The sequence below is a fragment of the Fontibacillus forbon genome (genome assembly GCF_046559655.1).
GTDB lineage: Bacteria > Bacillota > Bacilli > Paenibacillales > Paenibacillaceae > Fontibacillus.
This window is the reverse complement of the sequence record NZ_JBKGFV010000001.1, coordinates 1,312,633-1,326,376: the sequence shown is the minus strand read 5'-3', so window position 1 is coordinate 1,326,376 and position 13,744 is coordinate 1,312,633. Positions and strand designations below refer to the sequence as shown.

The 13,744-nt window shown below is 46.3% G+C and carries 13 protein-coding genes and 2 pseudogenes; 10 read left to right on the top strand and 5 right to left on the bottom strand.

Translation table 11 applies throughout. The features are described from left to right. Positions 1–48 precede the first annotated feature (48 nt). The gene (locus ACLB09_RS06135) at positions 49–705 is read right to left on the bottom strand and encodes a DUF2625 family protein (protein WP_410768864.1); all 657 of its coding nucleotides are present in this window, start codon (positions 703–705) and stop codon (positions 49–51) included. Positions 706–819: 114 nt separating this feature from the next. Here ACLB09_RS06135 and ACLB09_RS06130 point away from each other — a divergent pair, with 114 nt between their 5' ends. Next, positions 820–1,617 (top strand): hypothetical protein, encoded by a 798-nt coding sequence (locus tag ACLB09_RS06130; protein ID WP_410768863.1) that lies wholly within the window; start codon positions 820–822, stop codon positions 1,615–1,617. A gap of 77 nt (positions 1,618–1,694) precedes the next feature. Continuing rightward, on the top strand, positions 1,695–3,965 hold the full coding sequence (locus tag ACLB09_RS06125; RefSeq protein WP_410768862.1) for a hypothetical protein: 2,271 nt from the start codon (positions 1,695–1,697) through the stop codon (positions 3,963–3,965). A 293-nt stretch (positions 3,966–4,258) separates the two neighbouring features. Here the strand turns inward: ACLB09_RS06125 and ACLB09_RS06120 are convergent, their stop codons facing one another. Next, a complete protein-coding gene (locus ACLB09_RS06120; protein ID WP_410768861.1) occupies positions 4,259–4,978 on the bottom strand; it encodes a hypothetical protein in 720 nt (239 codons plus the stop codon). A 160-nt stretch (positions 4,979–5,138) separates the two neighbouring features. Between ACLB09_RS06120 and ACLB09_RS06115 the strand changes: the two genes are divergently transcribed. The 3 genes from ACLB09_RS06115 to ACLB09_RS06105 all read left to right on the top strand — a co-directional run bounded on the left by ACLB09_RS06115 (position 5,139) and on the right by ACLB09_RS06105 (position 8,457). Next, positions 5,139–5,693 (top strand): ankyrin repeat domain-containing protein, encoded by a 555-nt coding sequence (locus tag ACLB09_RS06115; protein WP_410768860.1) that lies wholly within the window; start codon positions 5,139–5,141, stop codon positions 5,691–5,693. A gap of 33 nt (positions 5,694–5,726) precedes the next feature. Then, on the top strand, positions 5,727–7,391 hold the full coding sequence (locus tag ACLB09_RS06110) for a DUF6138 family protein (RefSeq protein WP_410768859.1): 1,665 nt from the start codon (positions 5,727–5,729) through the stop codon (positions 7,389–7,391). Positions 7,392–7,608: 217 nt separating this feature from the next. Further along, entirely contained in the window at positions 7,609–8,457 is an 849-nt protein-coding gene (locus tag ACLB09_RS06105; protein ID WP_410768858.1) for a copper amine oxidase N-terminal domain-containing protein, read from the top strand. Between the two features lie 89 nt (positions 8,458–8,546). Here the strand turns inward: ACLB09_RS06105 and ACLB09_RS06100 are convergent. Both ACLB09_RS06100 and ACLB09_RS06095 read right to left on the bottom strand, forming a co-directional pair. After that, a pseudogene (locus ACLB09_RS06100) lies at positions 8,547–9,956 on the bottom strand (glycoside hydrolase family 1 protein). Between the two features lie 87 nt (positions 9,957–10,043). After that, positions 10,044–10,916 (bottom strand): YitT family protein, encoded by an 873-nt coding sequence (locus tag ACLB09_RS06095; RefSeq protein WP_410768857.1) that lies wholly within the window; start codon positions 10,914–10,916, stop codon positions 10,044–10,046. 189 nt (positions 10,917–11,105) lie between these two features. Between ACLB09_RS06095 and ACLB09_RS06090 the strand changes: the two genes are divergently transcribed. The 4 genes from ACLB09_RS06090 to ACLB09_RS06075 all read left to right on the top strand — a co-directional run bounded on the left by ACLB09_RS06090 (position 11,106) and on the right by ACLB09_RS06075 (position 12,733). Beyond that, entirely contained in the window at positions 11,106–11,639 is a 534-nt protein-coding gene (locus ACLB09_RS06090) for a TetR/AcrR family transcriptional regulator (RefSeq protein ID WP_410768856.1), read from the top strand. 28 nt (positions 11,640–11,667) lie between these two features. Continuing rightward, positions 11,668–11,994, top strand: a complete 327-nt coding sequence (locus tag ACLB09_RS06085) for a DMT family transporter (RefSeq protein WP_410768855.1) — start codon at positions 11,668–11,670, stop codon at positions 11,992–11,994. 17 nt (positions 11,995–12,011) lie between these two features. Beyond that, on the top strand, positions 12,012–12,362 hold the full coding sequence (locus ACLB09_RS06080) for a DMT family transporter (protein ID WP_410768854.1): 351 nt from the start codon (positions 12,012–12,014) through the stop codon (positions 12,360–12,362). A gap of 98 nt (positions 12,363–12,460) precedes the next feature. Continuing rightward, positions 12,461–12,733: a hypothetical protein gene (locus tag ACLB09_RS06075; protein ID WP_410768853.1), complete on the top strand. Its 273-nt coding sequence runs from the start codon at positions 12,461–12,463 to the stop codon at positions 12,731–12,733. A 42-nt stretch (positions 12,734–12,775) separates the two neighbouring features. Here the strand turns inward: ACLB09_RS06075 and ACLB09_RS06070 are convergent. Further along, a pseudogene (locus ACLB09_RS06070) lies at positions 12,776–13,110 on the bottom strand (cupin domain-containing protein); the annotation flags it as partial. 173 nt (positions 13,111–13,283) lie between these two features. On the opposite strand from ACLB09_RS06070, the gene ACLB09_RS06065 reads away from it, so the two are divergent. Continuing rightward, positions 13,284–13,679, top strand: coding sequence for a MerR family transcriptional regulator (locus tag ACLB09_RS06065; protein WP_410769015.1), 396 nt, complete (start codon positions 13,284–13,286; stop codon positions 13,677–13,679). Positions 13,680–13,744: the final 65 nt, after the last annotated feature.

Sequence of the window (13,744 nt, the reverse complement as noted above, 5' to 3'; positions counted from 1 at the left end):
GAAGCAGCCCGGAAAATAAATTCCGGGCTGCTTCCGTTTATTGAATTTCTAGTGTTCTCCCGGGACGAAGCTCCAGGCTTCGACGATGGATACGGGTGCCTTACGGCTTTTGTCTCCGCCGCCTTCTTCACTCCAGAGCGGAGGGTAATAGGCAAATACTTCGCCTTCCCGGAGCCGGCCTGTATCTTCCCGCCATCCCTGCCAGCGGAAGGTTTGATAGAACTGTTCCAGATCGCCTTCCGCGAGCCAGGCGAGGAACCTGGAATATTGAAGTTCCGTAGATTCCCACTCCAGCGTGTCCGGCGCGAAATAGTGGATCAACCCGCTGCATCCGAATTTGCCCGTATCCAGCGCAAAAAAACCGCCGGCTGCATCATAGGCGACCACAAGCATCCCATTGAGCGGCTCCACTGACTTGTTGTCCGACAATCCGTTCCAGGAATTCAAACTGCCATAGATTCCCGGACTGCCCGATCCGAGCAAATGAATCCAGCCGTCGTCCCAAAGCATACCTCCAGCCTCGAAAGCAATCGCCCCTAAATAGGACTTTGTGCTTACTTGTAACCGATATAGCGTGTCCTCTGCGGATTCCCGCTCGGCGGGGAGAATGACATATGGATTAGACCCTTTGCTCAAAAGTTCGACAATTTCTTCCCATGCATGATGTTCCTTATCGATCAGTTCTGCCGCGGTTAAAGCCTGCATATTTGTCAATCCTTTCCTTTATTTCTGCATATTTCGTACCTTTCGCTTCCTGCCTTTTCCAGTGTATCATGAAAAGAATCGCGGTTTAAATAAATTGAGAGAGGAAGGAAACCGATGGATCCCAAAGCCAGGAAAATACTGATGAACGCTTTTTGGACCTCTCGAGGTTGGAGAGCCGGAGGAGCTTTTTATACGGATGAAGATTTTCAATATGCTAAAAGTAAAGGAGTCATGTTTGATCCGGTCACTTGGAGTCATGATGAATGCGTTCGGAGGATCAGGGAGCTGCATGAGCGGCATATCACGAAAGAGAAGGCGGTCCGGGCTTTTCTGCACAGTCTTTCCACGCGAAAGGTCCATTTGCGGAGCGCTTTGTCCAGCTTTGCGCTTACGCGCGATTTACCCCTACATACTTATGCTCAGCAGCCGGCGGAACAGCCGGGTTATAGTGCTTGCGGCGATTGCAATGACAGTAAATTGATGGCGAATGAACAGTATATCGACGAGGATTTGAACGTACTTAATTTTGAACGCATAAAATGGGGCGGTATCCGCTTAAACTGGTTGGTTTATTGCTTGATGGACCTGGAATATCTCGCCAAGTCGGAGGAATTCGAAGTCACGGTCGAAGACATGGCTATCTTGAAGCGAATGTTCGAAGCGGTAGAAGCCTGTGGCGAAAAAGAAGCAGCCAGGCAGTTGGAGAAGCGCTGGAAGGATGTTCTTCCTTCCAATCAATATGAACGGGACGTTGTACTGGAAATTTGGGGATACGCCGGTTTGCTGGAGTCCCAAGACGATTACCGTAAAGAACGCGGGCGGGGCACCGATTTTAGGTCGATGGCAACCTGGAGAGGCGAGGACGTCTATTCCCGGGAAAAAGCGGAGTATTATTTTGGCGAGTATTTATGAGATCCCATGCTTGAGAATGATTTATTTAATCCGTAGGAAAGTTTGCGGTTTTGTGCTTTGGTGGAGGAGGAGAGAGAGTGAAAAAAATACGATCCCTAATTATTGCCAACCTGGTCTTTTTTATTCCGGCAATCATTTTAAGCGGTCTGGTTTGGAAAGATTACAGAGGTTATATCCGCAATATTGATGACCATCTTCCATCCCTGGCCGGCATTTATATGATAGACGAGGGAAAAAGGCTGGTTGGGGTATCCGATAATAACGACGGAGGTTATACCACGGCTTATTTGTTTGATGCGGCATCCGCGACATTCATCAAAAAGGTGAAATTGCGCACCAATATTCACGGGGAACTGGGGGCTGTGTCTTATCAGCAGAACGGGGTGATCATTCCGGCTTATGACGACAGCTTGGGCCTCCAGCTCAATTATTTTACGCGGTCAGGCGAAATGGAGGAGCTCGCTCAAGGCAGTCTTCATATTCCTGCATTTTTGAGCTCGGGCACGTATGAATGGCGCGGAAGATTGATTATTTCGGGTGAAGCGCCGGAGTCCGGCTTGTACATAGCCCAAGTGAAAGCCGGGCAGCTTGAAACGGTACCTTTGAATACCCCTTCTTTGCTTCCGGCCCGGCCTGTCCATGTCATGGAGGTCCATGGGAGCTTTGAGAACGATAAGGCGGTTCCTATGTTTGAAATAGACTTAAAAGACGATAGAACCGCATTCGTCAGCGGAATTTTCGACAAGACCAACCTGCCGTCCGTGGTCGTGAAGAACGAGGAGGAGGGTTCGTTTGATGCAGAGGATCGAGCCGCCGCCTTGTTCGCCAAGCAATTTGGAATCGATAACTCCAGGTTGATCCGGGAAGATTCCGATTATCCGGGCAAAGCCAAATTTTACGATGCCAATGAGAGCAATTGGGGAGCAGAAGTCCCTACGCCCAAACCTGTTTATCAAGCACGCGTATTCCTGCTGAATGATCAGGAGGTGCTGATCGCCGGATCGACGACGGAAGATGAATTGAACGGTACCGTGCTGGGCTATCTGTATAATGAGAAGACCGGGAAATCCATCGATGTTACTGGTCTTCTGGGCCAGCTTAAGCATGAAGATTTAAAAAATGAAGAAACCTCGTTTTTCAAGGAACCGGAAAGCAACATGCTCTACTTCGCGATACGGGAACAAGCCGCTTCCGGCTCGCTCAATTTGGATACCCAAGACGTCATGATACTGACGGGAGAACAGGTTGAAGGTTGGCTGATCGGGAAAGGCGAGGATGTCATGTCGCCGCAGAGCTTCTGGAATTACGTCAAAGAGGGAGGTCCGCTCATTCTCAATTGGATGATATGGCTTCTTATCCCGATATTGTCCATCCTTGCGTTCGTCATGCTCCCTATGATAGCGATGAAATCGAATGCCCGAAAGATCTCCCAGGGGCGGCAGCTTCCGGGTACGATACTTCGGATGGATGAGACGGGCACGTACGTGAACGAATTGCCGCTGGTAAGGTTTACCGTCCGGTTTGAGGATGAGGGACAGATGAAAGAAGTGTCGATCAAGAAGGTCATTTCATTCTTGAATGACGTTAAAGTCGGTGATTCTGTACTCATCAGCTATAACCGGAAGAAGCACAAAGCCGTGTTTGTAACCGGGGACAACGTTCAAGAGCAACCGAAGCCGGATCTCATCAAAGACGCGGTGTTGAGCCGCATCGAGACTTTGGGAGCAGTTAACCGAGGTCAGGCGCTGCAGCTGCATTTTAAGGCCGAAGTCCGCGAATACGCCGTTCCGGTCGTGCAGCCTCCCGGGTTTGAATACCGCGTCGGCGAAAGAGCGAACCTGATGTTGGTACAAGGGATGGCGAGAATTTATAGCTATGGGAAGGTTAGCGCCGGTTTGGCGGAGTCGGAGCAAATTACGCTGGAAGGCGAAGTGATTGCCGCCGAGGAATACCCGGTGACGGTCGGGGGTCGGCAGCTTATGCTCCTGGAGATTATGATATCCGAGGGAGCGGGGGCCGTCCGCAAGGTCAACAGCTTGTTTGTGCCCAAAGGGCTGCCCGTGAAAGCCGGATTGGTCATCCCGGTTACCATGAGAAAGGACGACTACAGGAAGGAGCTTAGGCTGCAAAAAGGAAAGCAGGGAGCGGCAAAAGTCGTTTCCGTTGAATTCTCCGGAACGCTTGGCGAACGGCCGCTGGCGGAGATCACCGCAGAGCGGTCTGGCATCGCGTACCGGATCAACCAGACGATAGAGCCGGTTTACGGAGTCGAGCCGGGCGATGAATTGTGGATAGCTTACGACGAAGTTAACAGGGAAGCGATCATTTTGAACTATGCATCGAAGTGAAGAAGTTCGCTATTTATTTAATGTGATGGCTGTACCGAAAATGAAATTGCATCTATTATGCAGGAATTTCGGTTACTACAAGATAGCGAACTCCAAATTAATGCGAATGTGCAGGAATTCCGTTAATTTTCATTAAAAATAAGAATTTTCTAACCTAAAACCTGTAATTTTGCAGTATTTTAGCATGCTTTAGCCGTATATCGATAAAAAATCCTGTATTTTTGCAGGAATGGAGTCGGGAGGCAAACTCCTCAAACGGGCCGGATGAGGATGAATATGGACGAATTATGCCTTTATCCTCGCCGGTGCGTACTCATTTTGAGCCAATAATAGCGGTGAAGATCCATAATAAAATGAAAGAGTACGAAAGTAAGCAGGGTATAAACGCACATAAGCACCACGGCAACCGTTTGTCGAGTAGCAAAACCCAGAGAAAGATTGGCTACTAGGCAGCCCAATCCCGCAGCGGCTGAACTTGCTGAAGCAGTGGAATAGCCGTTCCTGCGAGTGGTTTGGTTTTTCCTGAAATCGGGCGGCGACTTCAGTTTTTGAATATGTGCCTTGGCATAACAAAAAAAGCCGATGAAACAAAGTGCAAAGGACAGAATCCCATACCAGGGGCTTTGCAAGCCTAGCATGCCGTAGGCAAACTTTAGATTCGTAATTATGAAACTAAGCACAGCCGTTATGCCGAAGATCCCGCGGAACAATACGTAATTCAGCTGCAAGCGGCGAGGCTGCAAGATAAGCGCCAAGGCCCAAATATTCATGGCTGCCAGGGGCGGTACCAAGATGTATGCGTATAGAGGATGATACGGATTTCCCAAGACCGGAATTATTACGAAAATATTCAACATGAAGCACACCAGTATGGCCGTATTGAAGCGGATGGAGGTTACCGGATATAACTTTAAATACATCGAGAATGCATCCGGGTTATACCCTGTTTTGTCGTAGGCGGCAGGGAACTCGGGTGGAAAGTTCGAAACACGTTTCTTTCTGTGTCGGGACATGTTTGATACTCCTTTTCTGCTGATGCTGAACTCATTTTAATAGATGGATCGCTGATCCTCAAGGCTGCTAATGAGGGATTGAAGATAAGGTAGGCAAGATAGTTAATATAGTTAACGTTTCTTGATTATAACGCGGATTTGCAAAAGGAGGGAACAGGTTGTGAATTGGACGGAGATCAGCAGGTCGAAAGACATTGAAGCCGTTCGAATCGCCGTGACCCAGTTGGATGTAAATGAGCGGGATGAACGTGGACGGACGCCTTTGATGCTGTTTTTGACGAATCGAATGCCTATTCAAGCGATAGAACTTTTAATTAGAGAAGGAGCAAACTTGCAGGCAGAAGATAAACTAGGAGATACTGCGCTCAATAAGGCGGTCAAGTTCAAGCAAAAGGAGGCCATCGTAAGGCTGCTTGAAGCGGGAGTCAAGCTGGATTCGCCGCAAGGCATTTTGGCAACGGCTTGGAATGCGGCCCGCGGGAACAAGGAAATCGCCGACATGCTGCTCGAAACCAAAGGTTCGTTGCGCCTTTCTTTAACACCGGAAGAGGACGAGATTGTTGATGATATTTTATATGATGAATTGCAGGAAAGCAGGTGCGAGAAAATCGTCTCCCTGGACTCCCCGGAGCTCACTGAAACGCCGGAGAGAAAACTTTGGAAGGAGCTTGCCGCAGGGTTAAAGGAAAGATTGGATCAGATACATCCAGCTTAATGCTTCGCTTATATTGAACAGGAGGTTTTGATTATGAACCAGGTTTCGGAAGTTTTTTTGAAAGACATATGGGATGAAGTCATGGGGATTTACGCCAAGGAGAGCAAAAGAATACGCGAACTGAAGAATCAAAGCAGGCTACAGGCTGGAATCATGAATTATCTTCGGGTGGCCTGGCGAAAAGGTAAGACGAACTGGTCGCAAGGGCGGATTCATATCGATGTTTACGAACCTTTCTCCTGGAGCGACGACTCGTATAAAATCGAAGCAGGGCCATATATCGCGGATTTGACTGACGAACAGCTGACGGAGGAGGTATTTCCTGCTTTGTGCGAACGGATGGATCAACTGTTCAGGTCGGAGGAGCTCGGTCCGCTTTTTTTTGATTACCGGTTTGAAGTTGTGTTTGAATTTGAGCGGGAGCAATCCCGGATTTCCCTTCAACGCGATTTGTTAAATGAAGCTAAACTGCACCAACTCAAACAGTCGCTGGAGCATTTTATTCAGACCAAGGTTCTTTCCGATCCTCCGGTGCTACCGAATGATAATGACATGTTCTTCTTCGCCCGTCATTTGATCAATCCGGATTTGATGAAACAGGAAGAGGAAGTTATTGAGCCCTTGATCGGGCGGCTTTCGGACAAACTGAATATGAACCAAAAACGTAAGAACGAGTGGATCAGGCAGTATGCCTCAGCCTTCAACGCCTGGGCTCGAGAACATTTTCTGCCGCAGCATTTTGCGTCTTCCGGTGATTATGGGTTCGATTGGATTCTAAAAGAGGAGAAGGATCGCCGATCCGTTGATAAAAGGGAACTGGATTTCTTCCTCTACGTCGCTTTAAAGGTCGGATTTACCGAACCGGATAACCGTAAAAAGTATCTCGAACTTGCAGTCAAGCTGGGTTCACAGCGGGCGGCGGATTATCTGAAGATCGGCAGCGGTAAGTTTGAGGGCGCATTGCGTACCGAGCGGGTGGAATGCAGTAACAACGATGTCACGCAGTTGATCGAAGTCCGGATTCTTTCCGAAGAAGAAGCGGCATACAGGGAAGCGTTGGAATATATCATCAACCTTTTGCACCAAGGGTTCTCTAAAAGCTACAGCTTGAAGCTGAAAAGCAGCCAAAAGCACTTTCTCCCTTTGAGAAAGCTGGCGAAGTCGAAGCTCCATCAGTTTTTCGCTAATGCGCTCACTTACCCGGCTCTGTTTCCCAAGCTTGCGGAATATGCGGATACCGTCATGGAAGAGTTCGCGTGGTACGGGGATGTGGAGTCTGGAGAAAAATCAGTAACGCCGGGAACATATGCAGTGATGGGCCTCGGTTTATACAGCGAATCATATTTTCCGTTAGTGTGCCGCTATATGGAACTGGTGGATACAGAGCATCAAATGGTGCAGGATGATTATGCGGAGGCATTTATAGAGGCTCACGGTCTTAAAGCGGAGAATATGCCGGTGCTGGTTTCCATTTTACTGGGTGGCAACGAGGAAGGTAAATATGTGAAAAATGCAACCATCGACCGTCCCGAGCTTGCCGGCGCGCTTGTCGAGGCGCTGAAGGTTAGGGAGGACCATGAACGCGAGCTGGTACTGTATCGGTTGTTCAAGAGTGCGGACAAGCTTGCCGGAGCAGCACGAAAGTCACAGCCGCCCTTAAAGGAAGAATTGGAACAACTCCTGGCACTTTGGGGTTGATGTATATAGACTAAGTAAGCCCCGCGTTCGGCGGGCTTTCGGTTTTAATTTCACATCAATATAATCCAAGCGGCGGCGCCGCCCGTGATCGTGAAGATGACTCCGCTTTGGGCATCATTTCGAGCGCATACTGAAGTGGCCTGTATATGGTATAATTTGAGAGTTACAAATATCTCTCGCCTTACCATAAAAATACATGAAGTAAGGAGTGGTCGTTTTGAAGAAACTGATCACAGCAATTGCTGTGCTGAGCGTGATGATTTTCGCATCATCCGCGTACGCCGCCGGACCCGTGAAACTACTTATGAAAAATCAAATTGATGGCGCATCGATTGCGATTTCCTCCGATGTAAGTCCTGAAATGAAGAACAACCGAACCATGGTACCCCTGCGTGTTATCAGTGAAAATTTAGGAGCTAAGGTCAAGTGGTCGGATTCGGAAGTCGTGCTCACTAAAAGTAATGTGGAGGTAATATTACAACTGAATAGCAATACAGCAGTGAAAAATGGAAAAACGGTGCTGTTTGATGCCAAACCCTATCTAAAGAATAATCGGATCATGGTTCCACTTCGTTTTATTGCAGAGACGTTTGGGTGCAATGTCAGTTACAGCAACTTTGCAGTAACTGTCGAAACCAAGCCATTGGTCATCGATGGTGTAAAGGTGAAAGCTTTGCAACAAGAATACCACATGACTATGGGTGGCGTAGTAAATCAAATTCATGGGGATACCTATAATGAAGCAATATATAATATTTTTGTAGAAAACAAAGGCAAGAAGGTTGAAGCACCTTCCAATTACTCCTGGTATGGTCATCCTAATATTGGCGACTACTATAAAGGTGGACAATATGACTTTTTAGACCAAGAAGGGAACAGCATAAAACGTTTTGACATTTATTCCTTAGTTCAATTGATGGATAATGACCCCGTGGTTTTGATTCATGAAGCGAATGAAAACCAATGGTATAGGTTTAACCGCAAAGCAGTTCTAGATATATTGCAGTTAATTGATACAGCTGCAAAGAACGGTTTTCTAACGGAGATCAGTAATACCGTTCCGTAAAGGGTTACCAAAACAGCGGCAGTCAAAGACTTTATTTATCCAGTCTTGGTATGCCGCTGCTTTTTTTAAAAGTTTATTTTGCCAAACAGCTAACGCTGTAAACTTTGACCGTTGGTAGCAATGACTTCCTTGTACCAATGAAAGGATTTCTTGCGGGAACGCTCCAGGCTGCCGGAATGATCGTCGTTGCGGTCCACGTAAATGAAGCCGTAACGTTTGCTCATTTGCGCGCTAGAGGCGCTCACCAAGTCGATACAACCCCATGAAGTATACCCTATAACTTCAACGCCGTCTTTGATCGCTTCACCAACCTGAACCAGGTGATCGTTAAAGTATTTGATCCGGTAGTCGTCATGGACGGTCAGCTCGCCATCGTCACCCCTAATTAACTCATCTTTGGCGCCAAGTCCATTCTCGACTACGAAGAGCGGCTTTTGGTAGCGGTCGTAAAACATGTTGAGTACGTAGCGCAGGCCTTGCGGATCAATTTGCCAGCCCCAATCGCTTGTCTCCAGGTAAGGGTTGGGCACGCCGCCGAACAGGTCGGTTGGCTTGCGATTGCTTTTATCCGACGATTCACAGATGCTTACATAATAACTGAAGGAGATGAAATCTACCGTGTGCTTAAGAATTTCAGTATCTTCAGGTTCCATTTGAATTCGGATGCCGTGTTCTCGAAAAAAACGCTTCATGTAGCCAGGATAAGCACCTCTGACGTGTACATCAGCAAAAAAGTAGTTCTTATGCTCCGCCTCCATGGCGGCAATGACGTCATCCGGATTGGGAGTGAGGGGATAAGTCGGCATGCTCAGAACCATGCACCCAATTTGAGCCTGTGGGTTGATCTCATGTCCGATTTTCACGGCCAGCGCACTTGCAACGAACTCATGGTGAATAGCTTGATAGAGGTCTTGTTTGCTTAACTCCTGTTTCGGAGTGAAGATTCCGCCGCTCATGAACGGCTCTTCAAGAATGGAATTGATCTCATTAAAGGTTAGCCAATATTATACTTTATTCTTGTAGCGTGTATATATCGTTCTTGCAAAACGCTCATAAAAACCTATTAATTTTCTGTTGACCCAGCCGTTATAGTGTTTGGACAAATGTAAAGGGGTTTCATAGTGAGAAATGGTAACGAGCGGCTCAATTCCGTATTTGCGGCACTCGTTAAACAGATCATCATAGAATTGCAAGCCTTTCTCATTTGGTTCAGGTTCATCGCCATTCGGGAAGATCCTTGACCAGGCAATCGAGGTGCGGAATACCTTGAACCCCATTTCGGCAAATAACTTAATATCATCTTTATAGCGATGGTAAAAATCAATACCAATCAGCTTCAAATTATCATCGGTTGGAACTTCGGTGATGGGGCCTCTGATCCCTTGTGGAGCAACGTCCTGAGTGGACCAGCCTTTGCCATCCTCTTCATATGCGCCTTCACACTGGTTTGCCGCTACGGCGCCGCCCCATAAGAAACCTTCAGGGAAAATTACGCTCATGTACATTCCGCCTTTGAATGTTATTGGATGCATGGCTTGTTGTTATCCATACGGTGTCATACAGAAGTATTCCCCAAACAGTAAGACCTAAATTTTCGGCCGAGCAAAACGTCCGACAATTTCGGTGCATTGCACCACATTCATAAAAGCGCCAGGGTCGGTTTGCACTACCGTCTTCCGGACGGCCGCCAGTTCATAACGGGTCGTTACGGTCATGAGCGTGTAGTTTTCTTGCTCGCTGTAACCGCCCTCGGAATGGATGCATGTGATTCCATGATGCAGCTTCCTCAACTGACAAAGCATCTTGTCTTTTTCCTTAGTAATGATGAAGCAGGTAACCTTGATATGCCCGACATGAATCATGTCGACCACTTTGCCTTTGACGAACGTGGACAGCATGGAGTAAAGCGCCAGATCCCAACTGCGGAAAAAGCCGAGCGCCAAAATTACGATGCCGTTCATTAGGAACAGGATGTTTCCCATTGCCACGTCCCGGTTACGGGTTACGATGGAGCCGAGGATATCGAATCCGCCTGTAGAACCGCCGACCCGAAGCGAGAAACCGATGCCTCCCGCAGAGATGATTCCGCCGAATACCGCAGCAAGAATAGGATCTTTGGTTACTTGAATGACAGGAATAATGGCCATAAACCAAGTAGTGCCGACGACCGAGATGCAGCTATAAACAATATATCTCCGTCCGACCGCCTTCCAGCCCCAGATGATGAGCGGGACATTAAGCAAGAAATACACAAGGGAAATATTCCAACCGGTGATATATCCGATGATGGACGCTACCCCCGTAACCCCGCCGGACAAAAGCTGATGGGGAATCAGGAACAGATTAAGACCAGCCGCCACTAGCAGGGCGGACAAGAGAATTACTCCAACCTCTTGTGCAGGTTTGAGTGAAGCTTTGATCGGTTTACCGATGAGTGCTGCGTATGGATTTCGATTCATCTCCGAGCCTTCTTTTCTCATGTTTTAGTTATAAAAAAATATTATCGGTTTAAATTATCTTTTTTATCGATGGTTCAGACTATGACAAATGATATATATTGTAAAAAATCTATTTTCACCCCTGGATCGTTTGAATAATACTTGATTAACAACCGTCCAGACGGTATAGTAAATTAGGGGGTGAATCACTTGAATAGCAATTCTAAACGTAATCAGTTACTGGCCGCTGCTTTATTAATCGTAAAAACTCAGGGTGTCGAAAAACTGACGCTGGAGTCCGTTGCAAAAGAGGCGGGAATCAGTAAAGGAGGATTGCTTCACCACTTTCCCAATAAACAAGCTTTAATAAATGCGATGGTGGAAGAAACAACAAACCGATATTTTTCTGATATTCATGAACGAGCAACTAACGATTCAAACGAGGTGGGTAAATGGAGCCGGGCTTACATACATGCGACTTTCGACGAGAAACAAGAGGATAATGGAGTTAACGCAGCCCTTATCGCTTCGCTCTTTGCCAATCCCGACTTATTGAGCAAACTGAAGAATCATTATTCATTTTGGCAAGCAAAGATTGAGAATGATGGAATCGATCAAGTAAAAGCAACTATCGTTCGGTTAGCCGTCGATGGTCTGTGGTTTTCGGATATATTCGGGGTTGGGGATTTGAATGATGATTTGAAGCAACAAGTTATTGACTATTTATCAGAAATGTCCCAATGATTTAATAATATTAAAGTGAGGATGAACCATGGTCGCATACTTGTTTTTAACAATTGCTATTCTTAGCGAAGGTTTTGCGAGTTCGATGCTAAAGTTATCCCAGGGCTTCAAAAAAATATGGCCTACAATAAGTGTAATTGTTGGTTACGGAGTGGCTTTTTATTCACTCTCCTTAGCCTTGAAGTCTATCGAACTTGGTACGGCATATGCCATCTGGGCCGGCGTCGGGACCGCATTGACGACGATGATTGGAGTTTTATTCTACAAGGAAGCATTCGGCTTTAAAAGGGCAATCGGGATATTCCTGATCATATTTGGCGTAGTTCTAATGAAATTAGCTGGCAGTGCACATTAATCGACGGGGGATTGGCAATGAAAGGCTATGCAGCATTAGTTATCGCCATCGTTAGCGAAATATTTGGAACAAACATGTTGAAGATGTCGGACGGGTTCTCGATCCTGCTTCCTTCGATCGGAGTTATTGCGGGGTTCGGTTTGTCATTTTACTTCTTATCGGTTTCTTTAAAAACCTTGCCTCTAAGCATCGCTTATGGAATATGGTCCGGGGTTGGAACGGCCATAACCGCAATGATCGGGATCTTCCTGTGGGGCGAACCCTTTCATATTTTGATTGCAGTAGGTCTTATAGCGATTATTGGTGGGGTCGTCTTACTAAACTCGCCGCAAAAACAAAAGGCAACATCAAACAAGGAGTTCATTTGATAGCCGCAGATTATGCGGCTTTTTTTGTTCTTAACACGCAAATTCGATGAATAAGACAACTTTCGCCAATCATATTGCTTTGTGAGGGGTGGAGAAATATGAGAATATTGCGTGGAAATAAAGTGCTGATTTACACCGTAAAGGGGAAGACGATCAAAAACCTTGTCCTTATAGATCTTTTGCTCGGAACAGGAATTTATTTTGTCATAAAAATCATCGGTTCAAGCATAATTTTCGCATCCATAGGGAGTATGGTTTGCAGTGAAGGCGTTAAGTGGAAGATAAAGGGGCCTAAGCTAAGGGTGATCGACATTAATAAATTCAGGGCGGGAAAGAAGAACACGGATATATTAAGTATGCAAAAGTGGTAAAAGAAATAACGCATCGAATCGGCCGATTCGATGCGTTATTTTTTATAATCGGTTGTACGTTTCGTCATCGACAGGTTCTAACCAGTCCGTTTCTCCCGGCGAATGGCTAAGTGAACAAACCAACTTTCTCTTGTCGCACCATGCCGATGTTTTACATTCTCCGGAATATTCACTACATCTCCGGTTTTAAGGAGTTGAGCCGCTTTTCCTTCTTCCTGATACCAGCCCTCACCGCCAGTAACCAATAAAACTTGTCCTATTTTATGAGAATGCCAGTTGTTGCGAGCTCCTGGAGCGAACGTTACATTCCCGATAGGGGCATTAAGGGGCGTTGCATCGGTAAACACCATTTGTAAGAAAGCATCGCCGATAAAAAAGTGTCATTCCTCCATCCCTATTTTGTTGAGGGTAAGTATAAACCTTAAAGCTGACTTTAATGCAAGTAATTAAACATGGACTAAATATCTTAAACTTGGGAAGCTTATTCCTTGACTTAAAGTTAACTTTAAGTGATAGTTTGGATATATGAAGGATGGCGAGGGTGAAGAAAATGAATATTTCACAGGTAGCGAAGCAGTTTGGACTCACAGCAGCAACACTCAGATATTACGAACAGGTAGGCTTGATTCCTCCGGTAAACCGAAACGAAAGCGGTATCCGGAATTATGATGAAGACGACATCAAATGGATTGAATTTATAAAATGTATGCGTAATGCCGGTTTGACGATCGAGTCGCTGATCGAATATACCTCATTGTTCATCGAAGGAGATCGTACTATAGGAGCTCGCAAAAATATCCTGATGGATGAAAGAGATAAACTGATCGCGAAACGAAAAGAGATTGACGAAACCATACAGAGATTAGAAATGAAAATCATGGGCTATGACGGGAAATTGCTTGAAAAAGAGAATGAGCTCAAAAGTAGGCACACAACGGTAAATTAAATCAAAGTTAAGCGGCATTACCGCGGTTTTGCCTATGTCGTTAATAAGTACAGACTCATTTGAAA